The sequence below is a fragment of the Porphyrobacter sp. ULC335 genome (assembly GCF_025917005.1).
In the GTDB taxonomy this organism is placed as follows: domain Bacteria; phylum Pseudomonadota; class Alphaproteobacteria; order Sphingomonadales; family Sphingomonadaceae; genus Erythrobacter.
Genome location: NZ_CP078091.1, coordinates 3,480,001 through 3,506,828, shown reverse-complemented (window position 1 = coordinate 3,506,828; position 26,828 = coordinate 3,480,001). Strand labels below are relative to the sequence as shown.

The 26,828-nt window shown below is 63.5% G+C and carries 27 protein-coding genes, 1 tRNA gene, 1 rRNA gene and 1 pseudogene (1 of these 30 running past the window's edge); 18 read left to right on the top strand and 12 right to left on the bottom strand.

The window, feature by feature from the left end; all coding sequences use genetic code 11:
• Positions 1–61 precede the first annotated feature (61 nt).
• Both KVF90_RS16830 and KVF90_RS16825 read left to right on the top strand, forming a co-directional pair.
• Complete coding sequence (locus tag KVF90_RS16830; protein ID WP_264392699.1) at positions 62–814, top strand: hypothetical protein; 753 nt, start codon at positions 62–64, stop codon at positions 812–814.
• The gene (locus KVF90_RS16825) at positions 811–2,883 is read left to right on the top strand and encodes a hypothetical protein (protein WP_264392698.1); all 2,073 of its coding nucleotides are present in this window, start codon (positions 811–813) and stop codon (positions 2,881–2,883) included. The genes KVF90_RS16830 and KVF90_RS16825 overlap by 4 nt, the downstream gene beginning before the upstream one ends.
• Before the next feature lie 634 nt (positions 2,884–3,517).
• Here the strand turns inward: KVF90_RS16825 and KVF90_RS16820 are convergent.
• A tRNA-Ser gene (locus KVF90_RS16820) sits at positions 3,518–3,608 on the bottom strand.
• A 324-nt stretch (positions 3,609–3,932) separates the two neighbouring features.
• Here KVF90_RS16820 and KVF90_RS17435 point away from each other — a divergent pair.
• From KVF90_RS17435 to KVF90_RS16790, 5 genes and pseudogenes are all read left to right on the top strand, one after another.
• A pseudogene (locus tag KVF90_RS17435) lies at positions 3,933–4,713 on the top strand (DUF1134 domain-containing protein).
• A 74-nt stretch (positions 4,714–4,787) separates the two neighbouring features.
• Entirely contained in the window at positions 4,788–5,963 is a 1,176-nt protein-coding gene (locus tag KVF90_RS16805) for an aromatic amino acid transaminase (protein ID WP_264394581.1), read from the top strand.
• Positions 5,964–5,973: 10 nt separating this feature from the next.
• Complete coding sequence (locus tag KVF90_RS16800; RefSeq protein WP_264392696.1) at positions 5,974–6,522, top strand: GNAT family N-acetyltransferase; 549 nt, start codon at positions 5,974–5,976, stop codon at positions 6,520–6,522.
• A 552-nt stretch (positions 6,523–7,074) separates the two neighbouring features.
• Entirely contained in the window at positions 7,075–7,203 is a 129-nt protein-coding gene (locus tag KVF90_RS16795; protein ID WP_264392695.1) for a hypothetical protein, read from the top strand.
• 119 nt (positions 7,204–7,322) lie between these two features.
• Positions 7,323–7,724, top strand: a complete 402-nt coding sequence (locus tag KVF90_RS16790; protein WP_319641062.1) for a BLUF domain-containing protein — start codon at positions 7,323–7,325, stop codon at positions 7,722–7,724.
• Here KVF90_RS16790 and KVF90_RS16785 read toward each other — a convergent pair whose 3' ends face one another.
• The 6 genes from KVF90_RS16785 to KVF90_RS16760 are packed head-to-tail and all read right to left on the bottom strand — an operon-like array spanning position 7,725 to position 11,643.
• A complete protein-coding gene (locus KVF90_RS16785; protein ID WP_264392694.1) occupies positions 7,725–8,348 on the bottom strand; it encodes a riboflavin synthase in 624 nt (207 codons plus the stop codon). It abuts the gene before it with no gap.
• Positions 8,349–8,363: 15 nt separating this feature from the next.
• Entirely contained in the window at positions 8,364–9,320 is a 957-nt protein-coding gene (gene ribD, locus KVF90_RS16780) for a bifunctional diaminohydroxyphosphoribosylaminopyrimidine deaminase/5-amino-6-(5-phosphoribosylamino)uracil reductase RibD (protein ID WP_264392693.1), read from the bottom strand.
• Between the two features lie 32 nt (positions 9,321–9,352).
• Positions 9,353–9,805, bottom strand: coding sequence for a hypothetical protein (locus tag KVF90_RS16775; RefSeq protein ID WP_264392692.1), 453 nt, complete (start codon positions 9,803–9,805; stop codon positions 9,353–9,355).
• A 43-nt stretch (positions 9,806–9,848) separates the two neighbouring features.
• On the bottom strand, positions 9,849–10,583 hold the full coding sequence (locus KVF90_RS16770; RefSeq protein ID WP_264392691.1) for a M48 family metallopeptidase: 735 nt from the start codon (positions 10,581–10,583) through the stop codon (positions 9,849–9,851).
• Positions 10,580–11,050 carry a YcgN family cysteine cluster protein gene (locus tag KVF90_RS16765; RefSeq protein ID WP_264392690.1) on the bottom strand — a complete coding sequence of 157 codons (471 nt, stop codon included), beginning with the start codon at positions 11,048–11,050 and terminating at the stop codon, positions 10,580–10,582. Before KVF90_RS16765 ends, KVF90_RS16770 begins: the two co-directional genes overlap by 4 nt.
• Positions 11,038–11,643: an SCO family protein gene (locus KVF90_RS16760; protein WP_264392689.1), complete on the bottom strand. Its 606-nt coding sequence runs from the start codon at positions 11,641–11,643 to the stop codon at positions 11,038–11,040. Before KVF90_RS16760 ends, KVF90_RS16765 begins: the two co-directional genes overlap by 13 nt.
• Before the next feature lie 94 nt (positions 11,644–11,737).
• Here KVF90_RS16760 and KVF90_RS16755 point away from each other — a divergent pair, with 94 nt between their 5' ends.
• The 5 genes from KVF90_RS16755 (at position 11,738) to KVF90_RS16735 (ending at position 14,519) form a co-directional block, all read left to right on the top strand.
• Complete coding sequence (locus KVF90_RS16755; RefSeq protein ID WP_264392688.1) at positions 11,738–12,379, top strand: ankyrin repeat domain-containing protein; 642 nt, start codon at positions 11,738–11,740, stop codon at positions 12,377–12,379.
• A gap of 1 nt (position 12,380) precedes the next feature.
• Positions 12,381–13,043 carry a COQ9 family protein gene (locus KVF90_RS16750; RefSeq protein WP_264392687.1) on the top strand — a complete coding sequence of 221 codons (663 nt, stop codon included), beginning with the start codon at positions 12,381–12,383 and terminating at the stop codon, positions 13,041–13,043.
• A gap of 164 nt (positions 13,044–13,207) precedes the next feature.
• The gene (ssb, locus tag KVF90_RS16745; protein WP_264392686.1) at positions 13,208–13,747 is read left to right on the top strand and encodes a single-stranded DNA-binding protein; all 540 of its coding nucleotides are present in this window, start codon (positions 13,208–13,210) and stop codon (positions 13,745–13,747) included.
• A 140-nt stretch (positions 13,748–13,887) separates the two neighbouring features.
• Positions 13,888–14,286, top strand: a complete 399-nt coding sequence (locus KVF90_RS16740) for a hypothetical protein (protein WP_264392685.1) — start codon at positions 13,888–13,890, stop codon at positions 14,284–14,286.
• Positions 14,283–14,519, top strand: coding sequence for a helix-turn-helix transcriptional regulator (locus KVF90_RS16735; protein WP_264392684.1), 237 nt, complete (start codon positions 14,283–14,285; stop codon positions 14,517–14,519). Before KVF90_RS16740 ends, KVF90_RS16735 begins: the two co-directional genes overlap by 4 nt.
• A 70-nt stretch (positions 14,520–14,589) precedes the next feature.
• Here the strand turns inward: KVF90_RS16735 and KVF90_RS16730 are convergent, their stop codons facing one another.
• Positions 14,590–15,123: a YceD family protein gene (locus KVF90_RS16730; protein WP_264392683.1), complete on the bottom strand. Its 534-nt coding sequence runs from the start codon at positions 15,121–15,123 to the stop codon at positions 14,590–14,592.
• On the bottom strand, positions 15,120–15,647 hold the full coding sequence (locus KVF90_RS16725) for a ubiquinol-cytochrome C chaperone family protein (RefSeq protein WP_264392682.1): 528 nt from the start codon (positions 15,645–15,647) through the stop codon (positions 15,120–15,122). Before KVF90_RS16725 ends, KVF90_RS16730 begins: the two co-directional genes overlap by 4 nt.
• Positions 15,648–15,887: 240 nt before the next feature.
• On the opposite strand from KVF90_RS16725, the gene KVF90_RS16720 reads away from it, so the two are divergent.
• The 5 genes from KVF90_RS16720 to KVF90_RS16700 are packed head-to-tail and all read left to right on the top strand — an operon-like array spanning position 15,888 to position 19,853.
• Positions 15,888–16,403 (top strand): outer membrane protein assembly factor BamE, encoded by a 516-nt coding sequence (locus tag KVF90_RS16720; RefSeq protein ID WP_413676995.1) that lies wholly within the window; start codon positions 15,888–15,890, stop codon positions 16,401–16,403.
• 55 nt (positions 16,404–16,458) lie between these two features.
• Complete coding sequence (hslV, locus tag KVF90_RS16715) at positions 16,459–17,016, top strand: ATP-dependent protease subunit HslV (RefSeq protein ID WP_264392681.1); 558 nt, start codon at positions 16,459–16,461, stop codon at positions 17,014–17,016.
• A gap of 52 nt (positions 17,017–17,068) precedes the next feature.
• Positions 17,069–18,172, top strand: coding sequence for an acyltransferase family protein (locus KVF90_RS16710; RefSeq protein WP_264392680.1), 1,104 nt, complete (start codon positions 17,069–17,071; stop codon positions 18,170–18,172).
• The gene (gene hslU / locus KVF90_RS16705; protein ID WP_264392679.1) at positions 18,169–19,485 is read left to right on the top strand and encodes an ATP-dependent protease ATPase subunit HslU; all 1,317 of its coding nucleotides are present in this window, start codon (positions 18,169–18,171) and stop codon (positions 19,483–19,485) included. Before KVF90_RS16710 ends, hslU begins: the two co-directional genes overlap by 4 nt.
• The gene (locus KVF90_RS16700) at positions 19,485–19,853 is read left to right on the top strand and encodes an ACT domain-containing protein (RefSeq protein ID WP_264392678.1); all 369 of its coding nucleotides are present in this window, start codon (positions 19,485–19,487) and stop codon (positions 19,851–19,853) included. Before hslU ends, KVF90_RS16700 begins: the two co-directional genes overlap by 1 nt.
• On the opposite strand, the gene KVF90_RS16695 is transcribed toward KVF90_RS16700, so the two are convergent.
• From KVF90_RS16695 to KVF90_RS16685, 3 genes are all read right to left on the bottom strand, one after another.
• A complete protein-coding gene (locus tag KVF90_RS16695; protein ID WP_264392677.1) occupies positions 19,854–21,800 on the bottom strand; it encodes a prolyl oligopeptidase family serine peptidase in 1,947 nt (648 codons plus the stop codon). It lies immediately after the preceding gene.
• Positions 21,801–21,910: 110 nt separating this feature from the next.
• Positions 21,911–23,770, bottom strand: coding sequence for an ABCB family ABC transporter ATP-binding protein/permease (locus KVF90_RS16690; protein WP_264392676.1), 1,860 nt, complete (start codon positions 23,768–23,770; stop codon positions 21,911–21,913).
• 65 nt (positions 23,771–23,835) lie between these two features.
• A complete protein-coding gene (locus KVF90_RS16685) occupies positions 23,836–24,813 on the bottom strand; it encodes a retroviral-like aspartic protease family protein (protein ID WP_264392675.1) in 978 nt (325 codons plus the stop codon).
• Between the two features lie 731 nt (positions 24,814–25,544).
• Here KVF90_RS16685 and KVF90_RS16680 point away from each other — a divergent pair.
• Positions 25,545–26,828 (top strand): 16S ribosomal RNA (locus tag KVF90_RS16680) (it continues 201 nt past the right edge of the window).

Sequence of the window (26,828 nt, the reverse complement as noted above, 5' to 3'; positions counted from 1 at the left end):
AGCGCGAGAAGCTCCATGGCCCTAGCAAACACAGCCTAGAACGGCCATGGTAGGTGCTGGAATGACCCAATTTCGCGATTTTATCAGCAGCGCGACTCCGGCTGACGGTCAACTCGGCCTCACGCACGTCACCGACTGCGCTAGACTTGCAAGCCTAGTTCAATCCGAAAAACTGGAGCCGCGACCGTGTAACGTATTCGGTGAGAATCTCGTCTATCTCTTCTATGGCCGACCCGCCTATCGGCGACCATGGCCCGGAGATGCGACGTCAAATCTCGATTACGCGCGCATTTGTCTAATTATGCGCGATGCGGTTGCCGAACGAGCGCACCGGATACTTCCGTTCGATAGCGGCGGTTATCAACGCTACTCCGGCGCATTTCACGACACGTTGGATATCGCCGATTTCGAGTTAGCGAAGGGCGATCATCCATTGAAGCTTGTCGGTGCCTTCTATGCTTCTCTCGAGGATTACTGGACAATGCAACCCATCCAACCTCGTGAGTTTCCTGCCACACAAAACGCCATTCGCTCTTACTATCAACTCATTACCGGAGGCCTAGCCGAAGCATTCGATGATCGATGTGCTGCAATCGAGGTGCAGCTTAACGAGGCGCTCCCGCTCGAAGGTGAAGTGCTCGCTGTCGTCGGACCCAACCAGATTTTCGATGATCCGGCTGTGACAGCCTTGTTGGACAAATGGGGCGCGGAGCCGAGAGGATATCGCCTCACCCATATGTTCAACCCACCGGAAACGTCTGCCCGCTTGACCGCAGAAGTTGAGCGCTTTCTCGAAGACCGGGGTTGGCTATGAGCGACATCCAAGAAGCGCGGGCGATTGCCGCATTCAGAATGATGGGGCCTAGCGAAGGCTTCATTCAGCCGGTGTTTGCTGGAGACCGTGGCGACAATCAGACCTACATTCAGATACTGAAGCGTGCTGCAACGATCGAAAGGTTCGAGACCATAGTATGGCCGGACAGAGATTGCTTCATGCTAGAGGAAGAGCTTGCAGCGTCAGTTGGCGACGAAAGTGTCTGGGGCTTTCAGTTTGACGGAGAGCCACCGCTTATTCGTAGATGGTCCCAATTTTGTCAGGAGATGTTCGAACGCATCGACGCAGGACAATTAGCGAACAAGCCTCTTCTCCAGTTCGATATAGTCGACACCCTAGATCTCACGCGGTTGAAGCCAAAGGTCTACACGGCAGCATTCAATCGATACCTGAACTTAAGTCGTGTGGCAGCAGCAAGTTGGCGGGAGCGAGCGATCCTCGAACCTATGCTAGAAAACGCTGTTGGCCCCAAGACTCCTGAATTCACATCTGAAATCGGCTCGAGTTCAGACATGGCACTGCGAGTGCGAGTCAGTGATCGGCAAGTCCATGTGACAGTAGGCAGTGAAAAAGCAGGTATCGAGGACACACTCGCTCGCGCTTTCAAGACGCTTAAGGCAGACTATCCGGAGATTTTCGCAGACCTTTCCGAGGTGATTGTCAGTCGGCATGTTCGTTCCGAACGCCCTATGCCGAAGCGAGCGCCGGTCCTTGTGGTACTTGTCGGACGCATTGCCGAGGGCGATGTGGATCATCAGCGTTGGTCACGCGACGGTATCGAGGTCGTTGCCATCGATCACTTCCATCCACGATTAAGGACTGGTCCACCGCCGAGACTGACTGTGCTCGTGGGCGCGGAAGCGGATTGGCTGGACATCGTGGAATCCCAGCAACGTTTAGGCGAACAAGACACGATCCTAATCACCATGTCGGCGGTGGTCGCAGCTAACATGCGCGATATCGAGTTTCAGGAGCGCGCGGACGGACCGACAATAAAGTTCTTCGCTCCATACGCGACCAGCAGAGCAAGTGGGCGTGATCCGCTCACCCCAATCGGCCCCCTCCTCCAAACCTTATCTAACGAAGTGGCTCATCATCCATCAGAGTTCCCCGTCGTAGCTAAGCATACTGTGTTTATTCGAGAGACAATGGGGAGCCAGCAAGACGTGGTGGAATTCTGCTGCCGCCTCGGCGCGCGAGCGCTTCGGTCAGGGGCTGTCCTTGGAGGTCCGGGACGAATTTACAGTCAGGGAGATGAGGGGGACGATCTTCATGCCGCGTGGGCACGGCTACTCAGCCCGCTATTTGGCATCGAGTATAGTGATCGAGGTATCCGTTCAACGGCTCGTCGCTCGACGTTGCTGCTGCTGGTCGAGCGGATATCGGAAGGACACAGGTGGCAGACTCACCATATGCTTCGTGCTGGAGCAACCAGCCTGCTGAAAATGCGCGGATGGGATGTCGTCCGTGAAGACGGCGAATACCTGACTATCACCGATGGGCAGCGAGAGTTCCAAGTCATGTGCATTGACGGAAAAGGGCAATCGCCTGAAGAGGATCTTGCGGAGAAGACACCTGGCCTCGGTAGGTCACGGATACTCGTGATCCATTTGGCGCCGAAACGGGAACAACTGCTCGTAGGGAACAGCGGCCAGTTCTTTCATATCGCACTGGAAGACATCGCGATGATGGAACCGCAAACCTTGTGGATCTGGTCTGTCCTTGAACGCCAGCTGCTTGCCTCTACTCGCCAACCAACCCTCGCGGCGTTGCGGCTTTCAGCTGGACTTATAGCCGAAGCAATTAACCTCGGCCGCGTTCAGACTTCCTTCGTCGATGTCGATTGGGATGAGGTGGCTCGCCTTGCCGCAGAAAAGGACTGCGAGCGATTTCTGGAATTCCATCCGCGAGGAATCGAAAAACGAACGGCTTTTGTCGTGGTCCCGAAGGTGACGCTCGCCGATGGAAAGAGCCGAGGGCCTGCCGTAATACAACTTACGCTGGAACCTGACGGACCATCGGTGAGCGCGGCTGTCGATTTTAATTGAACGGCGGCTTCCCCAGCTTTGATTTGCCGATTCCCGGTAGCCCCTTCGCCTCCAACAGCTGCCGCTCCGCGACGATCAATTCGACGTCCGCTCTCGGGCAAAATAGCAAGAGAAGGCGAAGAACTGAGTTTGGGGCGCTTTGCAGTCAGTACACTTCGAGGCTTTGATACGACAGCTTTTATCGGGGACAGACGTTCGCTATGGCCAAGCTGAATGACCGGGTCTGGGTCGCGAGCTGCCATCGCTCAGTAGCCGACAGAAAGGGAGCTTTACACCAGTGGCGGCTCGGAACCTGCTAGTCGTCACCCGGTCCAGAAGCCACGGCATTCGCGAAATGCACTAAGCTTTTGTACTGAGGTTTCGGGCCGCAAACAGGTTGGAGGATTTTTGGTCAGCCTACGGCTGGTTCAAACTCGCCGCGTATTTCGAGTAAAGGCCGGATCGATTCGGGAGGGCGCGAGGTGCGGAGGTTGGCCTCTACACGTAGCAAAGCCCTCCATCAGCCCTTGTACGAGGTGGCGGCACACCCGACTGATCAAGAGGCTGGCAGGCCATCTAGAAATGGGACCGCTAGTGGGACCGATTCCCCGGAGGGGAAATTTTTCATCGAAAAACAAGCCATTAAGCATGGTGTTGGCGGAGACGGAGGGATTCGAACCCTCGGTACCCTGATAGAGTACGGTTCCTTAGCAGGGAACTGGTTTCAGCCACTCACCCACGTCTCCGGGCACCAGCGTTGGCTGTAGGGGCGGCGCTATAGTCGGCCCTTTGGCAAGCGGCAAGGTGGCTTGCAAAAAAACCGCAGTCCGCTTGCCGTGCGGGGGCGCCGCACCGCACGCGCATGGTTCGGCAGGCGTTCAGCCAGCGGTCGTTAGCCCTCAGGCCATTCGTCGCAAATCCGATTCGCTCCGGCGACGAGTGGTTGCAGGCGATGCGGGAAGCGATTCTCCTGCATGCGCACTAAACCGGGGCTGACACGAGCTTGCGAAAGGCCGCATATGAGCATGATGACCGCCCGTTTCCCTGACCTTGGCCGCCGCATTGCGGGAATGGCTATGGGAGCCCTCGCGGCATTGGCGCTGACCGCTCCGGCAGCGGCGCAGGATCTCGAGACCTTCGATCCCGATGCCGCCTACACCCAGCAGGGCAGCGCGGGCGGGATCGACGGTGATCTGGCCACACCGCAGGCCCCCCCCTGTGACGACGCAGGACCCCGCGCCTGCACAGACGGATCCGCAGTTCGACAGCGAGTTCGGTGATTACGCCGCCCCTCCGGCGACGGACACGGTACCGCTGCCCGAGCAGGGCGATGTCGCTCCGGTCACCACCGCCGCCCAGAACAGCGGACAAACCTATGGCGAGGATGACCTGATCGGCGCGGCCGAAGGCGTGTTCGGCAAGGGCGCGGAAGGCCTCGCCAAGCTGATCGAGGACCTGCTCAAGAAGCAGGGCGAGCCTAACGGCTATATCGTCGGGCGCGAAGCGGGCGGGGCGTTCATCGTCGGCGCACGCTATGGTTCGGGGACGCTCCACCACAAGGTCGAAGGCACGCAGCCGGTCTACTGGACGGGCCCCTCGATCGGGTTCGATGTCGGTGCCAATGCCGCCAACACCTTCGTGCTGGTCTACAACCTGTATGACACCGAGGACCTCTTCAAGCGCTATGCCGCGGGCGAGGGGCAGGCCTATTTCGTCGGCGGGCTCAATGCCAGCTACCTGCGCCGCGGCGATGTGGTGCTGATCCCCATCCGGGTCGGTGCGGGCCTGCGGCTCGGGGTCAATGCGGGCTACATGAAGTTCTCCAAGGAACAGAAGTGGTCGCCGTTCTGAGGCACGCTTTTTCCAGCCTGCATACGAAAAGCCGGTTGCGATGAAGGCGCGTGCGGGCCATGCGCTCGCCCATGATGCTTGACCGACTCAGCCCCCAGGCGCCTGACGCGCTGCTCGCCCTGATCCGCCTTTTCGCTGCCGATCCGCGTGAGGACAAAATCGACCTCGGCGTCGGCGTGTACCGCACCGAGGACGGGGCGACCCCCGTCTTCGCCGCGATCAAGGCGGCCGAACAGGTGCTGGTCGATACGCAGGAGAGCAAATCCTACCTCGGCCCTGAAGGCGACATGGGCTTTGTCAACGCGCTGATGCCCTATATTTTCGGCGCCGACCCGACGATGGGCGGGCGCATCCAGGGCATGCAGACCCCGGGCGGCACCGGCGCGGTGCGGCTGGCGCTGGGACTGGCGCAGAAGGCGGGCGTGAAGCGCGTCCACATGGGCGTGCCGAGCTGGCCGAACCACGCGCAGATCCTCGCCGACCTTGGCATGGAGCTCGCCCCCTTCGATCACGCGCAGGCGGATGGAACGGCGAACCTCGACGCCGTGCTCGCCGCGATCAATGGCGCGGGCAAGGACGAGGCGGTGCTGCTCCACGCCTGCTGCCACAACCCCACCGGCATCGATTACACCGCCGACCAATGGGCCGCGATTGCGCAGGCCTTTGCCTCCAGCGGCACCTTCCCGATCATCGATTCCGCCTATCAGGGCCTCGGCCACGGGATGGAGGAAGACGCCGCCGGAATGCGCGCGGTGCTCGCTGCGGTGCCGGAAGCCTTCATCGCGCATAGCTGCGACAAGAACTTCGGCCAGTACCGCGACCGGGTTGGCGCGTTCTACGTCATGGCTGCCGAGCGCGGGGCGCTGGATACCGCCTTCTCCAACGCCAATGCGCTGGCCCGCGCGGCATGGTCGATGCCGCCCGATCACGGCGGCGCGGCGGTGCGGATCGTGCTGCGCGATGCGGACATGACCGCGCAGTGGCTGGCCGAGTTGGCCGCGATGCGCGCGCGGATGCGCCAGGTGCGCGATGCGCTGGCCAGCGCAGGCACGGCGGGCCGGATCGATCTCACCCCCCTCGCCAGGCAGAACGGGCTGTTCTCGATGCTGCCGGTCAGCAAGGAGGAGGTCGCCCAGCTTCGCGAGGAGCACGGCATCTACATGGCTGCCTCGGGCCGCATCAACATCGCCGGGCTGACTCCGGGCAACCTGCCCAAGTTCATCGCCGCTCTGGCTGCGGTGGCGGGCTGAGGCTGCGCTGATGCTCGATCGCCAGCCCGTGCTGGAGGGCGAGCATGTCCGCCTTCGTCCTTTGCGCGAGGACGATTGGGACGCCCTGTTCGCGGTCGCCTCCGACCCGCTGATCTGGGCGCAGCACCCCGCGCATGACCGCTGGCAGGAACCGGTGTTCCGCGCTTTCTTCGACGACGCGCTGGCGAACAAGGGCGCCCTGGTCGTGATCGACGCCAAGACCGGAGGGGTGATCGGATCGTCGCGCTTTCAGGGGCTGGACGAGGCGGGCCGCGGCTCGGTCGAGATCGGCTGGACGTTTCTGGCGCGCTCGCATTGGGGCGGGCGATACAACCACGAAATGAAGCGCCTGATGCTCGCCCACGCCTTGGCGAGCCTTGGGGAATGCCGGTTCATTGTCGGCGAGACCAACACCCGCTCGCGCCGCGCGATGGAGCGGATCGGCGCAACACTGACCGACCGCCGCGAGGAGCGGATCATGGCGGGCGGCGCGGTGGTCCCGCACCTCACCTACGCGATCACGCGGGAGAGTTTCGCGAACGGGCCGCTGGCGGGGTGAGGCTGGCGATGTTGGTGCCGTAAGAAGTTGCGGCCGCTTCCAGGACCCAGCGAGCGCTGCGCGAATGTCCGGGATTGGGTGATTAGCTGCCGGCGTGCCTCTGCCGTCACCCCAGCGAAAGCTGGGGCCTAGGGCCGCAGGATGCAGTGGTTGCCGCCCTAGGTCCCAGCTTTCGCTGGGATGACTGGCAATGTCAGGTTTTGGGGTGCCGCCGAGCTAACGGGAATGACCGAAAGTGGGGGGGAGCGGACAAATTCGATGCATGTTGGAGATGGTTTGAGCATGCGGTTAAATCGAGGTTGGCGATACACCGTAGATTGTGAACCAGTAGCCGTTTTGCGAATGATAATTCACAATGCAGTCGCGTTTTTCGATCACCGTGCCAGTGAAACCCGACCCAAGATAAATGAATTTTCTGATTTCAGTCTCTGATTTATCAGCGAAGGCTACCTCGCCTACGCTAGCCGGAGCTTCTGCCGCCGCTCGAGGCAAACTGTTTACAGGCAGATTACACGCAGCTTCAACCTCCTTAATCGCGGCCAAGCGATCCGATTGCCCATCGCATCCGCACAAGGCCAAGGCGAACAGGGTGAAGTATTTTATTTTCAAAACTTCCTCGGGCAAATTGATATTAAAAAATCGAAGGGATTTTGGCTAGCATATGCCAAAGAATGGGAATGACCGCAAAGGGGTCGAAACCCGAACGGCAGTTACTGGCAAGATTTTCGCCAATCCCGCCGCTATCGCGCGCGCCCGCTTTCGCGTAGTCTGCCCGCAGCACGTCGCACCGGGAGCCTGTCATCGAAAAACGCCTGATCTATCGTTCGCAGCCCTTCGGCTTTGACACTGCCATGCTGGCCGGGATTTTGTCGGCCGCGCGGCGCAACAATCCGCGGCTGGGCATCACCGGCGCGCTGATTTGCCGCCATGACATCTACCTCCAGCTGATCGAAGGCCCGGCCGAGGCGATCGACGCGCTCTATGCGCGGATTGTCGAGGATGACCGCCATTTCGATGTGCGGCTGCTGCTGAGCGAGGAAGCCAGCGGGCGAATGTTCCCCAACTGGGCGATGCTCGACGATACAGCACCATCGCTGTTCTGGTCGGCGCAGGATGTTGCGGCAGGGGCGCTTGAGGCGGCGAGCCCCAATGCGCTGCTTGCGCCCTTCATCAAGCTGAGCGTGGCCAACCCGGGCGGCTGATCACCCCGCCGCGGCGAGGCTCTGCATCCGCTTCAGATAGCGCGCCAGCACGTCGATCTCGAGATTGACGTGATCCCCCGCCGCCAGTTCGCCCAGCGTCGTCACCGCAGCGGTGTGGGGGATGATGTTGAGCAGGAAATCGCAGCTGCGATCCTCGCGGTCGCGCACGTCGTTGACGGTCAGCGACACGCCGTTGACGGTGATCGAGCCCTTTTCGGCAATGAACGGCGCCATCTCGGCGCGGGCGCGGATCGCGACCTGCCAGCTATCGCCATTGCGCGCGACCTTCACCACCTCGCCGACCGAATCGACATGGCCGGTGACGATATGCCCGCCGAGTTCGTCGCCAAGCCGCAGCGAAGGTTCGAGATTGAGGCTCGCGCCCGCGTCCCACATGCCGGGCACGGTGCGGCTGACGGTCTCGCCCGACAGGTCGACATCGAACCAGGCATTGCCCGCCGTGCCGCCACGCTCGACCACGGTGAGGCACACGCCCGAGCAGGCGATCGAAGCGCCGATATCGATCCGCGCCGGGTCCATCGGCGCGCTGATGCGCAGCCGCAGGTCGCCGCGCTGTTCGGCGGCGGCGATGGTGCCGATGGCGGTGACGATGCCGGTGAACATGGGTCGGGGTGTCCTCTAGGTGGTTCGGGTGCGCCAATAGGCGGCGAAGCTGTCGCTGCCAAGCTGGCGGCGTTCGGCAAGGCTCCAGCGGCCATGCGCTTCAGTCAGGCTGGTGAGGCCCAATGCGCCGAGAGCGCGGCGGCCGTCGCCGATCAGAATGGGGGCGGTGTAGAGATGAAGCTCATCGACCAGATCGGCGGCGAGGAAGGCGGCGGCCGTCTCGGCCCCGCCTTCGACATAGAGGTACTGCACCCCTTCGAGGGTCGCGATGGCCTGGGGCGAGGGCAGGGCGACGACACCATCGGCAGGCGAGGCCCCGCGCGTCAGCACCACCCGCTGCGGCGAGCGGGCTGCAAGACCGGTGAGGCGCACGTCGAGCCGGGGGCTGTCCGTGCGCCACGTCCCGCCGCCCACCAGAATCGCGTCATGCCGCGCGCGCTGGGCGTGGACATGCGCGCGCGCGGGCTCACCGGTGATCCATTGGCTTGTCCCGTCGGCCATCGCGATGCAGCCGTCCAATGAGGTCGCGAGCTTCAGTGTCACCCAAGGGCGCCTGAGGCGCTGGCGGGTGAGAAAGCCTGCGAGGCTGGCGGCAGAGGCGGGGTCAGCCAGCAGGCGGGTTTCGATGCCCGCCGCTTCAAGCCGTGCGATGCCCTCTCCTGCGGTGCGCGGGTCAGGGTCGATCTGGCCGATCACCACACGGGCGGGGCGGGCGGCAAGGATCAGGTCTGCACAGGCCGGGCCGCGCGCCGATTGATGCGCGCAAGGTTCGAGCGTGACGTAGAGCGTCGCCTCCGCCAGCACTTCGGGCGCGAGGCCCGCCAGCGCCATCGCTTCGGCATGGGGGCGTCCGCCCGCCTGCGTCCACCCGCGCGCGATGACGCGGCCGTGATGCACCACCAGAGCGGCGACGCCCGGATTGGGGCGCGAGAGCGGGCGCGCGCGCAGGGCGAGCCGCGCGGCGGCGGCCATCCAGTCGTGATCGGACGGGAGCAGGCTTGCGGCTATTGTCCGGCGCTTTCATTCGTCGGTGCGACGCCAGCCTCCTTGCGCCGCTTGGCGGCCGCCGCTTCCTCGGCGGCGCGCTCGGCTTCGGCCTTGCGCTCGATGGCCTCGACATCCATCCCCGCCGCCTTGCCAAGCGACTTGTAAAGCTCGCGCTTGCGCTCGGCGATGCGGGCCTGCTCGGCAGCGCGCAGGTCCTTTATCTGCTGGTTGGCGAGGTTCTCGGCCATGATTTCGGCATCGGTCCGCGCGGGTTCGAGCGTGGTGATATAGGTCACCTTGGGCCGCTCGGGCTCGCCATAGACGGTGCTGTTCATCCCCCAATAGAGCATCCCGGCGACCGGCAGGATCGACATGATCAGGATCGGCACGCGATAGGGCTGGGGACGACGGATCTCGGTCCAGAAATCGGCAAGGCCGGACGCAGGATTGAAGCGCGATTTGGAGAGCATCGGGCCAATATAGGGGCAGGCGGCGCTATCGCAAAGTCTCGCCTTAGCCGAAGCTCGCGTAAAGCCCGCGCCCGTGTTCCTTCAGCCACCGGTCTGCCGCCGCGATCTCGCCTTCGAAGATGCGGCCGAGCAGTGCATGAAAGGCTGGCGAGTGGTCGAAGTGGACAAGATGCGCGACCTCGTGCGCCACCACCGACCGGCGCACGAAATCGGGGGCCTGCACCAGCCGCCAGTTGATGCGGATGCGGCTTTTGTCCGAGCATGATCCCCAGCGCCGCTGCGCCCGCGTCAAGCCGAGCGGCACCGGATCAAGGCCCGCCGCCGCGCAGTAATCGCGCATGTCTCCGTCGGCGAGGCGCAGCGCCTCGGCCTCCAGCCAGCGGCGGATGCGCAGTTCCAGACCCGTCTCCGGCCCGCCGATCTTCAGCACGTCGCCATCGACCACCGGACGGCGGGGATTGCGCGCCTCCCACGCCAGCCGCAGCGTCCCGCCGCGATAGAGCAGATCGCCGCCCGGTTCGGGCGCGGCGCGTTGCGGCATCTTGGCGAATTGTTCGGCCAGCCAGCCCTTGCGCGCATGGGCGAAGGCGAGGGCCTCGCGCCCCTCGGCCCAGGCGGGCAGGGTGATCCGCACCTCGCTGCCATCGGGCGCGAGCCGCAGCGTCAGCCGCCGCGCATTGCGCATCCGCTTCAGCACGATCGGCACGCGCTTGCCGCCAAGGTCGATATCGGGATCGAGGGGCCGTTTGACCGAGGCGCCGCGCAGCCAGTCGATCATGTGTCGACCTTCCGCCAGTCGCCACGCGCGCGGGGCCATTCGGTGATGTGGTGCTCGATCGGCCCGGCATCCACTTCGCTGACCGCGCGTCCCACGATCGACACGCCTGCCCGTCGCACCGCATCGCGGTCGCCCGAGAGAAGGTAGTGCCAGTCCGGGAGCGGACGGCCCTCGTTGCGCAGGCGGTAGGCGCAGGTCTTGGGCAGCCAGCTCACCTGTTCGACGATCCTGAGCGTCAGGCGCAGGCAATCGGGGACGAAGGCCTTGCGGTTGCGATAATCGCTGCACTGCGCGGTGCGGGTGTCGAGCAGGCGGCAGGCGATGTTGGTGTCGATCACCTCGCCGGTGTCCTCGTCCTCCAGCTTGTGCAGGCAGCAGCGGCCGCAGCCATCGCACAGCGCTTCCCATTCGGGCCGGGTCAGCTCGCCCAGGGGCAGCTCCCAGAAACGCTCCCTCAGTTCACCCATCGGTCCAGTTCCGCCGCCACCGCTTCGCCGCCCTTGTCGGTGGGCAGCGTCGCAAGCGGCGCGCCATCGGGGCCGAACAGGAAGGTGATGGTCGAATGATCGACGAGGTAGCCGCCGCCTTCGGTGGTTTCCCCCTTGCCGTAAGCCACCGCAAAGGCCTTGGCCGCGGCGGCGACCTGTTCGGGCGTGCCGGTCAGCCCGACGATGTCGGGGGAGAAGGCAGCGGTGAATTCTCCCACCACCGCGGGCGTATCGCGTTCGGGATCGACCGAGATGAAGATCGGCGTGATCTTTGCCGCCTTGGCCGGGTCCTGCGCCTTCAGCACCTTCAGCCCCTGCGCCACGCGCTGCATGTCGGTGGGGCAGATATCGGGGCAATAGGCGTAGCCGAAATAGACGATGCGGTATTTGCCCGCAAAATCACCCCAGCGCACGGTTTCACCCTTGCTGTTGGTGAGCGTGAAATCACCCCCGATCGACGCGCCTGCCAGTGGCGGCTCTTCCTTCGGAGTGGTCGCGCCGCACCCGGCAAGCGCCAGAGCAGCCGCAATTGCGACGGAGAGTGTGGCGGAAGGCTTGTTGATGCGGTTCATGCTCTGCTAACTGGTCGCTTGCGAATGGCGGCTCGGCCCGCCCCCGCGCCGTGCCTCACGATTTGTGTGGCAGGTAATGCGAAAGGATCAAACCTTGGCTCTCGATGTTTTGCGCAAGTTAGGGACTCGCCGCGCGATTGCCAGCGCGATTGTGCCTGCCCTTGCGCTGGCGCTGGCCGTTCCGGCCGCCGCGCAGTTCCAGTCGGAAGGCTACCAGTTCCTCGAAGCGGTCAAGGAACGTGACGGCGACAAGGCAACCGACATGCTGTCCAAGCCGGGCACCCAGATCGTCAACGCCCGCGACATCACCAGCGGCGATACCGGCCTGCATGTGGTGGTGGCGCGCAGCGATGTCTTGTGGATTCGCTTCCTGCTGCAACGCGGGGCCGATCCGAACATCCGCAACAAGAAGGGCATCACCCCGCTCCAGCTGGCAACCGCGATGGGCTTTGCCGACGGGGTGGAGGCGCTGATCAAGGGCGGGGCGACCGTCAATGTGTCTGACCAGACGGGCGAAACGCCGCTGATCGCCGCCGTGCACGCGCGCAACGTGGCGATGGTGCGGCTGCTGCTGGAAAAGGGTGCAGACCCCGATCACAATGACAACTCGGGCCGGTCCGCGCGCGATTACGTGACATTGATGAGCAGCAACACGCTGATGCTGCAAGAATTCGAAAACGCCGACAAGAAGCGCGCGGCGGCGGGAACCAAGAAAGATTACGGGCCTTCTTTCTGACATGACCGATTTTTCCGATCTCACGCTCGACGAACTGCGCGTCGCCCTCGCCCCCGATATCGCGGCCTCTGCGATCTTTGACGGGTGGAACGAAACCGCGCTGGTCGCCGCTGCCGAAATGGCGGGTGCCGACGTCGATGTGGCAAAGCTCGCCTTTCCGGGCGCGAAGCCGATGGACATGGTCGAGGCGTGGATCACCAGCGTCGATCAGGCGATGGAGGCCGAATGGCCGGCAGAACGCCTCGCCACGCTCAAGATCCGTGAACGCATCCGCGCGCTGGTCGCCTTCCGGCTGGAAGCGGTTTCCCATATTGATGAAGCCGTGCGCCGCGCGCTGGCGGTGATGGCACAGCCGCAGAACGCGCGCCGCGGGCTGAAGCTCGGCTGGCGTTCCGCCGACATCATGTGGCGGCTCGCGGGCGACACAGCGACCGATTACAACCACTATACCAAGCGCGCGATCCTCGCGGGCATCTACTCGGCAACGCTGGCGGTGTTCGTGAACGACGATTCCGAGGGCAAGGCCGATACCTATGCCTTCCTCGACCGGCGGATCGACGGCGTGATGAAGTTCGAAAAGGCCAAGGCGCAGTTTCTCGGCAAGGACCGCGAACTGCCGAGCCTGACGCGCTTCCTCGGGCGGCTGCGCTACCCGGCGCGGTAACCGGCCTCAAGCAGCGCAGCGGTAGGCGGACAATAACGCATCCGAACTGGTGATTATCCTTAAGCCGCGCCTCGCGCAGGCGGCCAACCTTGCCTATTGCCTGTCACAGATTCGCAGCGCATCCTCGCGGGCAGGATCAAGACATTGACGGGAAGGGTATTTCGATGGCGGGTTCGCTCAACAAGGTCATGCTGATTGGCAATCTGGGCGCTGATCCGGAAATCCGCAGCTTCCAGAATGGCGGCAAGGTCGCCAACCTGCGCATCGCCACGTCCGAACAGTGGAAGGACAAGGCGACCGGGGAGCGCAAGGAAAAGACCGAGTGGCACACGGTCGCGATCTTCTCCGAAGGCCTCGTCAGCGTGGTCGAACGCTTCCTGAAGAAGGGCAGCAAGGTCTTCGTGGAAGGCAAGCTGCAGACCCGCAAGTGGCAGGACCAGAACGGGCAGGACCGCTACAGCACCGAAATCGTCATCCAGGGCCTCGGCGGCACGCTTACCATGCTTGATGGTCCGCAAGGCAGCGGCGGTGCAGGCGGCGGCATGGGCGGCGGCGGCGGTCGCTCCGGCGGCTTCAGCGGCGGCGGTGGCGGTGGTAGCTGGGATCAGGGCGGTGGCGGTTCGTCGGGCGGCGGCTTCGGCGGCGGCGGCGCGCCTGCGGGCGGCGGCGGCTACGACGATCTGGATGACGATATTCCGTTCTGAGCCACGCAGATAATCAAAGATCACATCAAGGCCCCGCAAGCGATTGCGGGGCTTTTTTGTGGCTCGAATGTAAAAACCTTTTGACATTTTCAACGAGAATGTAAAAACATCTGAACATCAAATCGGATGATGAGGTGAAGATGATGTCGTACCGCGCGAAATTCCGACTGCTTGGCGCACTCACGATCGCGGCCGTGTTGGTGGCCGGTGTGGTGTTCGCACAGTTTATCCCGCTTGGCGGGGGCAGTCCGCAGCCGCTGCTGATCTACCCCCTCATGCTGGCACTCTACGTGCCGGTGCTCGCTCTTACCTGGCTGTGGTGGCGCAAGATCGACGATCTGCAGCAGCAAGGCCAATTGGTCAGTTGGTACTGGGGCGGCACCTTCGGCGGTCTGGCGCTGCTGATCTACGTTATGACCTTCTTTGGGCGCGAAAGCGACTTCACGCAGGGCGCCGTCATGATGGCGATCGCGCAGCTTGCCGGATTCCTGATCGTGTGGTTCGTCTGGCAACTACGCGGCCGTGGGCAGTCGGAATGAAAAACTGCCTCCGCGAGCTGCGCAAGGCGCAAGGCCTCAATCAAGGGGACTTGGCAGAGCGGCTGGAAATCTCTCGCCAGACGATTATCGCGATCGAGGCCGACAAATATGACCCGTCGCTGCCCATGGCCTATCGCATGGCCGCCTATTTCGGTGTTCCGGTGGAAGAATTGTTTCTGAACCCATGGAAGGTGAGCGACCGTGAGGTTTGCCCCCCTCCAGACCCCGGTTAGACCCCCCTTAGCCCCGTTTTGCGGTGTGTTTCATGTGAAACAACCGACGCCAGCGACCGGTTAGCAGGCCTCAGTCCTTCTTCAGCCCCGCCAGCATATCCGCGAGCGGGCCGAGCTGCTCGCCCTCGGCAACGATCCCTGCCGCTTTGCGGGCCGCATCGGCGTTCGGCCCTTCGGCATAGGGATCGATGGCAAGGCCCAGCGTCTGCGCCACAGCCTCGCCAAGGTCGAACATCTCGCCGGCAAATTCGATCTCGTCGCAGTCGTCGGCTAGCAGTTCGATTTCCTCGGCATCGGTTGCAGGCCGCTGGTTTTCCTCGACAAAGCGCAGATCGACAGGCTCGTCGATACGCACCGGGAAGTCCTCTCCGCTGATCGCGCAGGGCTGCATGATGTCGGCGCGCATCCGCCCCGTCGCCCGGATCGCGCGCGGTTTCTGCTCCAGTGCCACTTCGGCGCGCAGGGCATGCACCGCTCCCAGCCCGAACCGCACGGCGAGCGCGGCGCGCTCGGCCTCGGTCGCCTCGATGACCAGCGACTCGCCGGGCAGGGGGCGAACCTTGACCATGCGGGTCAGTTCGGAAGGGGGCAGCGGGGCGCTCACCAGATCGCGCTCGCTTTCAGCATTTCGGCCTCGGAAAAGCGGCCCAGACGCTCGAACAGCTTCATCACGCGTTCCGCCACGGCACGCGCGCTGGCGGCCTCGTCCGCGCCTTCGGCAAAGGTGACATTGCGCTGGATCGCGCCGGTCAGCTTGTCCATGTCGCCCGCATTCAAGGCGCTGCGGTAGGCCCCGAGCCTGCCGCCCAGCACGCTCATCAGCTTGCCGATGCGCTTGCCCACGACCACGTCATTGACCCCGAATTCGCGCAGCTGCCCGTCCATATCCTCGACGAACAATTCCGCCAGCAGAGCGCTTTCTGCGCGCATGTCGGAGGCTTCGATGCGCACCATCACCGCGCTCAGCACGGCGGTGATCATGTCGAAGCGCCCGGCGATCGTGTCCGCCACGCCGCACTCTGTGTAATAGACGGAATCGCGCGCAAGCTCGATCACCCGGTGCCACAGCGGCCGCACGCTTTCGCGCGGGTCCGGGGCAGTGCCGAGCAGGCGGGAGAGGAAGGACATGGGGTAACGGGCCTTTCGCGCGGTGTTCCAAAGCAGGTGACAGGGCCGCCGCGTGGCCCTTCGCATCCTACGGCAACGCACGAGCCGCGGATGCGTTCAACAGCCGTTCAACCCGACTGTCCCACCGCTTTGCCATATGGTGCGTTGCAAGCTTGCGCCTACCCCCTTAAAGCACCTCGCCCAAGGGACAAGAGCGCGACTTTGCGCAGCACAACACGGGACGGATACGGTTTGGCGCAGATGAACGCTTCGATGCATAATGCAGGCACGGGGAATTCCGGCTGGCGCAGGCTGCGCGGCGCGGCGTTGCTGGCTATGGCCGCCACCCTGCTGCCGGCCTGTACCGCAATCCGCGAATCGCGTGGCTATATCGTTGACCCGCTGCTGGTGGACGTGATCCAGCCGCGCATCGACAACCAGCAATCGGTCGAAGGCACGCTGGGGCGCCCCACGTTCACCAGCCAGTTCGGCACGCCGACCTGGTATTATGTGTCGAGCATTACCGGCCAGCGCCCGTTCAGCCGTCCGCGGATTCGCGAGCACAGCGTTCTGGCGGTGCAGTTTGACGAAGCGGGCCGGGTGACCAACGTGGAACGCAGCGGGGTCGACAAGGTCGTGTACCTTGATCCCAACGGCGACAAGACACCGACGCTGGGCCGCGAGCGCGGCTTCCTGGAAGACCTGTTCGGCAATATCGGCCAGGTCGGCGGGGCAGGCGTGGGCGGCGGGCCGGGCGGCGGACCCAACGGCCAGTAAGCGCCCTGACGCCCTGCGCGCTTGATCCGTGGCGCGGGCGCTCCATATTGCCCGCATGACACACGATCCTTCGGCCCACGGCCTCGTGCAGTGGCACGGCACTACCATCATCGGCGTCCGGCGCGGCGGCACCACGGTCATCGCGGGTGACGGGCAGGTGTCGATGGGCAACACGGTGATGAAGCCGAACGCCCGCAAGGTGCGCCGCATCGGCGATGGCAGCGTGATCGCGGGCTTTGCCGGAGCGACTGCGGATGCCTTCACCCTGTTCGAGCGGCTCGAGAAGAAGCTCGAACAATATTCCGGTCAGCTGATGCGGGCTTCAGTGGAGCTCGCCAAGGACTGGCGCACGGACAAATATCTCCGCAATCTCGAAGCGCTGATGATCGTTGCCGATCACGACACGCTGCTGGTGCTGACCGGCAATGGCGATGTTCTGGAACCGATCGGCGAAATAGCCGCCATCGGATCGGGCGGGAACTTCGCGCTCGCCGCTGCGCGGGCGATTGCCGACTACGAGAACGACGCCGAAGTGATCGCCCGCAAGGCGATGGCAGTCGCGGCGGACATCTGCGTCTTTACCAACGGCAATTTGACGGTCGAGACGGTTTAGCCCTATCCGTTCTGGCCCGCGATCAATCGCGGATTGGGCAGAAGCAGAAAACATGACGCCGGACATCGTGGCTGCGCAGCGCAAGGTCTCCGCGATCCAGTTGCTGCGCGCGCTCGCCGCCTTGACGGTTGCGGCTGTGCACATTGCCTTCGGTTTTGCCGACCAACTGGGAAACGGCCTCGGCCTCGGCCACAACTGGCGCGGCGAGCGCGAGGCGCAGCTGGCGGTGATGCTGTTCTTCATTATCTCGGGCTATGTGATGGTGACCGCAGCGCAAGGCCGGTTCGGCACGCCCGGCGCGCGCGGAACGTTCTGGCGGCGGCGTTTCATCCGCATCATGCCCCCTTACTGGCTGGCAAGCGCGCTGATGGCGGCGGTGCTGACCATCTTTTTTGCGCGCACGCCGGACGCGGCGCATTTCCTCCGCTCGCTGGCACTGATCCCGGAATGGCCGAGGGGCGGGGAGCTGCGGCCGCTGGTGTATCTGTGGGTCGGCTGGACCCTGCTGTACGAGATGGCGTTTTATTTCATCTTCGGCCTGTTCCTGCCGCTGCCGCGCCGCCGGGCGATCCTGGCGGTGGCGGGTACGTTAGGGGTGATGATCCTCGCAGGGTTCTGGGTGCCGCCTGTCGATCCGCTTCTCTTCGCGCTGACCCGCCCCCTGCCGGTGATGTTCGCGGCGGGGATGGCGCTGGCGCTGTGGCGCGCGGGCGGGGGAATCCTGCCAAGCGGACTGCGCTGGCTGGTGCTGCTCGCGATCATCCCGGCGGTCCTGCTTGTTCCCGCTCCTTTCGAGCCGACCGCAGGCGGATGGGATTTCCTGGCATGGGCAGGGCTGCCCGCGCTGCTGATCGCAATTGCCGCGCTCGGCGGGCCGCTGGCTCTGCCCGCAGAGCAGCTCATCACCAAGGCAGGCGATGCGAGCTATGCGATCTATCTCCTGCATGTGCCGGTCGCGTGGTTCTGGCTGTGGTTCTGGGGGCGGCTGCCGGGTTTCGATGCCGGGCCGTGGGACTATCTCGCCAGCGCGCTGGCCGCGACCATCTGTTCAAGCTGGCTGTTCTTCCGCTGGATCGAGCGGCCGATGACGCTGGCCTTGAACCGCTGGCTGGCGGGGCCACATAGCTTGCAGGAACCCGATAGAAAGACCCCATGACCACCTCTTCCCCCCTTCAGGCGCTGACTCCCAAGGCGATTGTCGCCGCGCTCGACGAACACATTATCGGCCAGGCTGATGCTAAGCGTGCGGTTGCCGTGGCGCTGCGGAACCGCTGGCGGCGGCAGCGGCTCGGTGCGGACCTGCGCGACGAGGTGACGCCGAAGAACATCCTGATGATCGGGCCGACGGGTTGCGGCAAGACCGAGATCAGCCGCCGGCTGGCCAAACTGGCCGAGGCCCCGTTCATCAAGGTCGAGGCGACCAAGTTCACCGAGGTCGGCTATGTCGGGCGCGATGTCGAACAGATCGCCCGCGATCTGGTGGAAGAGGCGATCCGGCTGGAGAAGGAACGCCGCCGTGAAAAGGTGCGCGAAGCCGCGTCCGAAGCGGCGATGGACCGCCTGCTCACCGCGCTGGTCGGCGATAACGCCTCCGAAGCGACCCGCGCCAGCTTCCGCCAGCGCATCGTCCAGAATGCGATGAACGATGTCGAGGTCGAGATCGAGGTGAGGGATACCCCTGCCGCACCCTTCGACATGGGCAACATGGGCGGTCAGATGGGGATGATCGACCTTTCCGACATGATGGGCAAGGCACTGGGGCGGAAGAACACCCGCCGGCAGAAGCTGCGCGTGCCCGATGCGTGGGACCGGTTGGTCGAGGAGGAGGCCGACAAGCGCCTTGATCAGGACGATGTTGCCCGCGCCGCGCTCCTGAACGCCGAAACCAACGGGATCGTGTTCCTCGACGAGATCGACAAGATCGCGGTTTCCGACGTGCGCGGCGGTTCTGTCAGCCGCGAAGGCGTGCAGCGCGATCTGCTGCCGCTGATCGAAGGCACCACGGTCGCCACCAAATACGGGCCGATGAAGACCGACCACGTGCTGTTCATCGCCTCGGGCGCGTTCCACGTGGCCAAGCCTTCGGACATGCTGCCCGAATTGCAGGGCCGCCTGCCGATCCGGGTAGAACTGCGCGCACTGACCGAGGCGGATTTCGTGCGCATTCTGTCGGAGACCCGTGCCAATCTCGTCGCGCAGTACAAGGCGCTGCTCGGCACGGAGAACGTCACGCTCGAATTTACCGATGATGCCGTCCACGCCATCGCGGCGATCGCGGCGCAGGTGAACGCCAGCATCGAGAACATCGGCGCGCGGCGCTTGCAGACGGTGATGGAGCGGCTGCTCGAAGAGATCAGCTTCGAGGCGGAGGATCACGGGGGCGAGACGATCACCATCGACGCCGCCTATGTCGAGGCGCGGCTGGCAGGGCTGGCGGGGAATACCGACCTCAGCAAGTACATCCTGTAATGGGCGCCGGGCCGGTCAGCGACCTTGCGGGGATGCTGGCGGGCATGGCCCCGTTACTTGACGCGCGGCGCTGGCACTTCGCGTTGGTCGATGGCGATGCACCCGCAGAAGCCTTCGCATTGATCCGCGAGGATGAGGGGACGACCGCCATCCTCCCGGACCAAAGTGGTGATTTTGCCCGCATCACCCTCACCGTCCACTCGGCGCTTAACGGCGTGGGGCTGACGGCAGCGGTAGCCACCGCGCTGGCTGACGCAGGCATCGCCTGCAATGTCGTGGCGGGGTTTCACCACGATCACCTGTTCGTGCCGTGGGAACGGCGTGACGAGGCGCTGGACATTCTCCAACGCCTCGCCGCCGCGGCCTGATCACTCGCCGAGCAGGTACTTTTTCCAGAACACCAGCTGCGCGAGGAAGGCGTAGTCTGCGTTGGCCTTCTTGCGGAAGCCGTGGCCTTCATCGGCTGCGACGAGATGCCATGCTTCCCCGCCATTGGCGCGGATTGCGGCCACCATCTGGTCGGCTTCGGATTTCGGCACGCGCGGATCATTCGCCCCGGTGATGACGAACATCGGCTTGCTGATCTCGCTGACGCGGGTCAGCGGGCTGATTTCCGTCAGCTTGGCGCGCTGCGCCGGATCGCGCTCGTCGCCATATTCAACCCGGCGCAGGTCCTGGCGGTAGGGGTTGGTGTTTTCGAGGAAGCTGACGAAGTTGCTGATCGCCACGATGCAGGTGGTCGCGGTCAGCTTGTCCTTGAGCTGGACCGCCGCGGCATAGCACATATACCCGCCGTAAGATCCGCCGGTCAGCCCGACCTTGGCCGGATCGACCGCCGGATCGGCGCGCAGCGCATCGATCAGCGCGGCCATGTCCTTGACCGAATCCTCGCGCTTGAACGGCCCGTTGTCGAGGCTGACGAAGGTCTTCCCATACCCGGTCGAGCCGCGCACGTTGGGGTAGAACAGGCCAACGCCGAGTTCGTTGAGGTAGTAGTTATCGGCCCCCATGTAGCCGGCTGTGCTCTGCCCTTCAGGCCCGCCGTGCACATCGACAATCAGCGGCCGCTTGCCCGGGAACTTGGCGGGATCGGGCATGTAGAGCAGGCCCGATACCTCCAGCCCGTCAAAGCTTTTAGTCGTCACGATCCGCGGTTCGACATTGACCTGCGGGTCAAGCCCGCCGGTCTCGCTTTGCGTCCAGCGGGTCAGCTGCATGGTCGCCGGGTCGAGCGACCACACATCCGCCGCGCTCTTGGCGCTGGAGAAGGAAAAGCCGATTTCGCCCCAGGGTGCGAATTCCAGCCCGCCGATCTGGCCAGCGGGCAGGGCATCAACCTTCGTCACCTTGCCGCTGGCAACATCGAGGATGCGCAAAGTGTCGGAGCCCGCTTCATTGACTTCATAGACAATGGTCTTGCCATCGTCCGAGATATCGAAGCCGTCGACATCCCAGTTCTCGCGGCTGACAGGCTTGAACTTGCCCGTGGCAGGGTCAAGGCGCCCGAGCCGCTGGAAGTCCGAACCTGCATCGCTCGTCACCCACAGCGTGCCATCGGGCGCGACTTCGACGCCGCTATAGGCGATCTGCGCTTTCGGATCGCCGATCGGCGTCATGGCGCCAGTGGCAAGATCGAGCCGGTAGAGGTCGACATCCTGCACTGACCGGTAATCGGCGACATAGGCGGCGGTCTTGTCGGGCGAGAAGGCGGTGATGGCCCAGCCGCCGCCCTTGCTTTCATGCACGATCCGCGTCGAGGCAGGATCGCGCGGGTCCATGACATAAAGGTCCGAATCCACCCCGTTGCGGCGGGTGGAGCTGAAGCCGATGAGGTCCCCGTCACGGCTCCACGCATTGATCTGGTTGCGGCTTTTGCCGTCGGTGAGCAGGGTCAGGCGGCCATCCTTCAGCGTGTGAAGCTGGAAGTATTCGTCCCCGCCGCGATCCTTGCTGACGACGATGACATCCCCCTTGGTCGGGGCATAGGTGCCGCGCACCGTCTCTGCCTCGAAGCTGATCTGGGTGCGCGCACCCATCGGCATGGCGATACGGTGGAGCTGGCTGACATTGGCAAAGCGCGTGGAGATCAGCACGGCGCGGGTGTTCGGGTCCCAACCGGCAAAGCCTGCGCCGCGGGATTCAAGATAGGGGCGCACGCGCTCCGCCATCTCGAGCGGGATCGGCGGCATCTCTTCTGCGGTGAGGGCCGCGGGGACCGGTACGCTCGGCGGCGCGGCGGGGGCGGGCGCGTCCTGCGCCGAGGCGGGAATGGCGGCGCTGGCGAGCAGCAGGGCAAGCAGACGGGCGTGACGCATGGGGCTCGTTCTCTCTCGTTTGGTGGAAGGCCCCAGGAAAGGGGACTTGTGACAGAGAGGTAACGGGCGTCCGGCGGGCAGGCAATCGGCTTGGCTGACCGCGCGGGCGGTTATTCCGCAGCTTCGGCGGCAGGTCCGGTATCGGTCTCGGGCCGCTCGCTCGCCTGGCGTGTCCACATTTCGGCATAAAGCCCGCCGCGGCTCAGCAGGGCCGTGTGGCTGCCGCTTTCGACCAGACGGCCGTGGTCCAGCACAAGGATATTGTCGGCATCGGCAATCGTCGAAAGCCGGTGCGCGATGGCGATTGTGGTGCGGCCCTTGGCAATCCGGTGCAGCGTGGCGAGGATTTCCTGCTCTGTCCGTGTGTCCAAAGCACTGGTCGCTTCATCGAGCAGCAGGATCGGCGGGTTCTTGACCAGCGTCCGCGCAATGGCGACGCGCTGCTTCTCGCCGCCCGAAAGCTTGAGGCCGCGTTCGCCCACCATTGTCTCGTAACGGTCGGGCAGGCGTTCGATCAGCGGGGTCAGCGCCGCATCGCGCGCGGCCTGCTCGATCATCGCCTGATCCGCGCCCTCCGCCCCATAGGCGATGTTATAGGCGAGGTTCTCGTTGAACAGCACCGAGTCCTGCGGGACAATCCCGATCGCGGCGCGCACGCTTTCCTGCGTGACCTCGGCGATATCCTCGCCCCCCACCAGCACGCGGCCGGACAGCGGATCGTAGAAGCGGAACAACAGCCGCCCGATGGTGCTCTTGCCCGCGCCCGAAGGGCCGACAATCGCGGTGGTGGTGCCGGCGGGCACCTCGAAGCTGAGACCGTTGAGGATCGTGCGCCCCGGATCATAGCCGAAGGTGACGTTGTCGAAGACCACGGTGGGCGTGCGCACAATCAGGGCGGGCGCGCCGGGCTTGTCCTTCACTTCGATATCGGTGTCGATCAGGCGGAACATCTCGGCCATGTCGATCAGGCCCTGGCGGATCGTGCGGTACACCCAGCCCAACACGTCGAGCGGGCGGAACAGCTGGATCAGGTAGGTGTTGACCAGCACCAGATCGCCGACCGTCATGGTGCCCTTGCTCCAGCCCCACACGGTATAGGCCATCGCCGCAGCGACCAGCGCATTGGTGATGACCGACTGCGCCATGTTGAGCAGGCCGACCGAATTTTCGGACTTGATCGCGGCCTGCGCATAGGCGCGCGCGGCCTGCGAGTAGCGGGCTTCCTCGCGATGCTCGGCCCCGAAGTACTTCACCGTCTCGTAGTTGAGCAGGGAATCCACTGCGCGGTACAGCGCCTTGCCGTCGAGATCGTTCATCTCGCGGCGCAGCTTGGTGCGCCACTCGGTAATCGCGCGCGTCACCCAGACATAAGCGACCACGGTGATTGCCGTCGCCGCGACCAGTTCGATCCCGAAATTGATGTAGAAGATCACGCCGACCGCAATCAGCTCGATGATCGTGGGGGCGATGTTGAACAGCAGGAAATAGAGCATCTGGTCGATGCTCTTGGTTCCGCGCTCGATGATCTTGGTGACCTCCCCGGTGCGCCGCGCGAGGTGGAAGCGCAGGGACAGGCGGTGGAGGCGGTGGAACACGTCCTCTGCCAGATGCAGCGTCGCGACCTGTCCGACCCGCTCGAAGGCGATGTTGCGCAGATTGTCGAAGGCGACCGAGGTGAAGCGCCCCAGTGCATAGGCCGCCACCAGCGCCAGCGCGACCGTCACGCCCTCGCGTGCGGTTCCCGACATCGCGTCGACCGCGCCCTTGTAAGCAAAGGGCAGGGCCAGCGTGACCGCCTTGCCCGCAAGCACCAGTGCCATCGCCACGACGATGCGGGTGCGCAGGCCCGGATTATCTTTGGGCCAGAGATAGGGCAGGAAGCGCTTGAGCGTCGCCCAGCTCTCCGTGTCGCGCGCGCGAGTCTTCTCATTGGCGGCGGGATCGGCGGGCGTTGCGGTTTCGGGTGGCATGACCTGCCCCATGTGGGCGCAGGGCAGCCATCCCGCAAGGACGCAGGGCTAGAGCACTTAATGCTCTAGAAGCGCGCCCGGTAATTTGCCGACTTGCGCGCCTCGCGCATCGCCCGTGCGACATCGGCAGGCACATCGAAGAGAATGCGCTGGCGGCCAAAGTCTATCGCCACCCGATCAAACAGCGCGAGATGCTGCATCCCGATCGAGAGCACGGGCTGATCCTGAAGCCCGAGCGCGGCAAAGGCCGGGGTGTCCGCAAAGGTGAGGGGCACATCGGTCAGCGACATGCCTTCTATTGTCAAAGAGCGCACGAAGGCGAGCTCGCCCACGATATCGACCCCGTTGACGTCGGTGGTGATGACTTCCTGTGCTCGCCGGGCGCGGATCCTGTCGCGCAGGGCAAGATTGCCAAGGCTCGCCTGCGCGCCGGTATCAATGATGACGGTGGCGCGCACGCCTTCCACCGTGGCGTCGGTGATCAGCAGCTGGCCCAGCTTGCTGCGCGCCCGCACCACAATGTCGAACCCGCCGCGCCGCTCTTTCTGTCCGGCGTCCTCCACCGCAATGGTCTGCTTGCGGAAATCGATCAGCACGCGGAAGTCCTGGAGAGCGTCGAGCCCGATGATCCCGTCTGCCCCCACGTGCTCGCGCGCCAGAACGGGTGCGGCAAAGTTGGTGTAGCTGTTGGTGCCGAACTCGATCCGGCTGACATCGACCATGTCGACCTCGCGGCGGCTGGCCATGCCGACCAGCATCGCCTTCCCCGCCGGTCCGAGCGCGGCTGCGGCGCGGATCTCGTGGGTGACAGCGGTCGCCTGGCTGCCGGTGTCGATCATGAAGGCATAGGGGCCGGTGCCTTCCACAATCACAGGGACAGTAAGCCGGTCGTGCCGCTCCTGTTCGAGGGCGAGCACTTCGGCGCCCTGATCAACAAGACCGGTGGCCACTGGGGGAGCGGTGGGATCGGCAGAGGGGGTGCTGGCGGTGGACGGTGAAGCAGCACCAAGCGCGGTGGCGACAAGGATGGTCCGGGCGATCATGGCAACTCTCCGATACGGCAAGGCGCTGATGGCTCTGTCCGTTGCCGGCGATCCTACCACTTTAAGGAGAGCTTCCCAACACGCCTGCGACTCACCTTTGAAGGGAAGGGGGCGCGGTCCAACAGTGAATCGGGGCCAACACGGGGCAGGAGCGGGTCTGGGGCGGTCCAGGCAGGCCAAAAGACCGATTCCGAGCCCCGATTCACCCGGATTCGGGGGCTCGTATGGGTCATTCACCCCACCTCAAAGGGGTGGAATGGGGCCGAAAGTAGGGAAAAAATGGCGGATTTCTGCGGTTCTTGCGTGCTCGTGAAATAAAATTGCAAAAAGCCGTTGACCGAATCACGAACCCCTCATAGATGGGCTCCACCGACGCGGCGCTGACGGCTTCCACCGCCACCGCAACGACCGGTCGCCAACAAATTCGGATAGCCGGTCCCCCGGTGTAAATCGGGGAACCAATCGCTGTCCGCTATTACTGTCTGGCGGCTCTTTGACATTGTTGGTTTTTGATGAAGGGACATGTGGGCGACGGCGCCCGGTCCGGGGACCTCAAGGCTCCGGTAACCGGTTAATTTATGCCGATGCCACATCCGACACAGGCTCCACGCCTGTCCGGATGGCAAGCATGTTCATTCGTATCCATTACGTTTGACAGCAGGTATCGGCTCCTTGCAGCTCATGCCAGACTGGAGGGTGGGGTTTTCCCCATGCTGGTTTGGTGTGTGACACAACTTGAGAGTTTGATCCTGGCTCAGAACGAACGCTGGCGGCATGCCTAACACATGCAAGTCGAACGAGACCTTCGGGTCTAGTGGCGCACGGGTGCGTAACGCGTGGGAACCTGCCTTTAGGTTCGGAATAACAGTGAGAAATTACTGCTAATACCGGATAATGTCTTCGGACCAAAGATTTATCGCCTTTAGATGGGCCCGCGTTGGATTAGCTAGTTGGTGGGGTAAAGGCCTACCAAGGCGACGATCCATAGCTGGTCTGAGAGGATGATCAGCCACACTGGGACTGAGACACGGCCCAGACTCCTACGGGAGGCAGCAGTGGGGAATATTGGACAATGGGCGAAAGCCTGATCCAGCAATGCCGCGTGAGTGATGAAGGCCTTAGGGTTGTAAAGCTCTTTTACCCGAGATGATAATGACAGTATCGGGAGAATAAGCTCCGGCTAACTCCGTGCCAGCAGCCGCGGTAATACGGAGGGAGCTAGCGTTGTTCGGAATTACTGGGCGTAAAGCGCACGTAGGCGGCTTTTTAAGTCAGGGGTGAAATCCCGGGGCTCAACCCCGGAACTGCCCTTGAAACTGGGAAGCTAGAATCTTGGAGAGGCGAGTGGAATTCCGAGTGTAGAGGTGAAATTCGTAGATATTCGGAAGAACACCAGTGGCGAAGGCGACTCGCTGGACAAGTATTGACGCTGAGGTGCGAAAGCGTGGGGAGCAAACAGGATTAGATACCCTGGTAGTCCACGCCGTAAACGATGATAACTAGCTGTCCGGGTTCATGGAACTTGGGTGGCGCAGCTAACGCATTAAGTTATCCGCCTGGGGAGTACGGTCGCAAGATTAAAACTCAAAGGAATTGACGGGGGCCTGCACAAGCGGTGGAGCATGTGGTTTAATTCGAAGCAACGCGCAGAACCTTACCAGCCTTTGACATCCTAGGACGACTTCTGGAGACAGATTTCTTCCCTTCGGGGACCTAGTGACAGGTGCTGCATGGCTGTCGTCAGCTCGTGTCGTGAGATGTTGGGTTAAGTCCCGCAACGAGCGCAACCCTCGTCCTTAGTTGCCATCATTAAGTTGGGCACTTTAAGGAAACTGCCGGTGATAAGCCGGAGGAAGGTGGGGATGACGTCAAGTCCTCATGGCCCTTACAGGCTGGGCTACACACGTGCTACAATGGCATCTACAGTGGGCAGCTATTCCGCAAGGATGCGCTAATCTCCAAAAGATGTCTCAGTTCGGATTGTCCTCTGCAACTCGAGGGCATGAAGGCGGAAT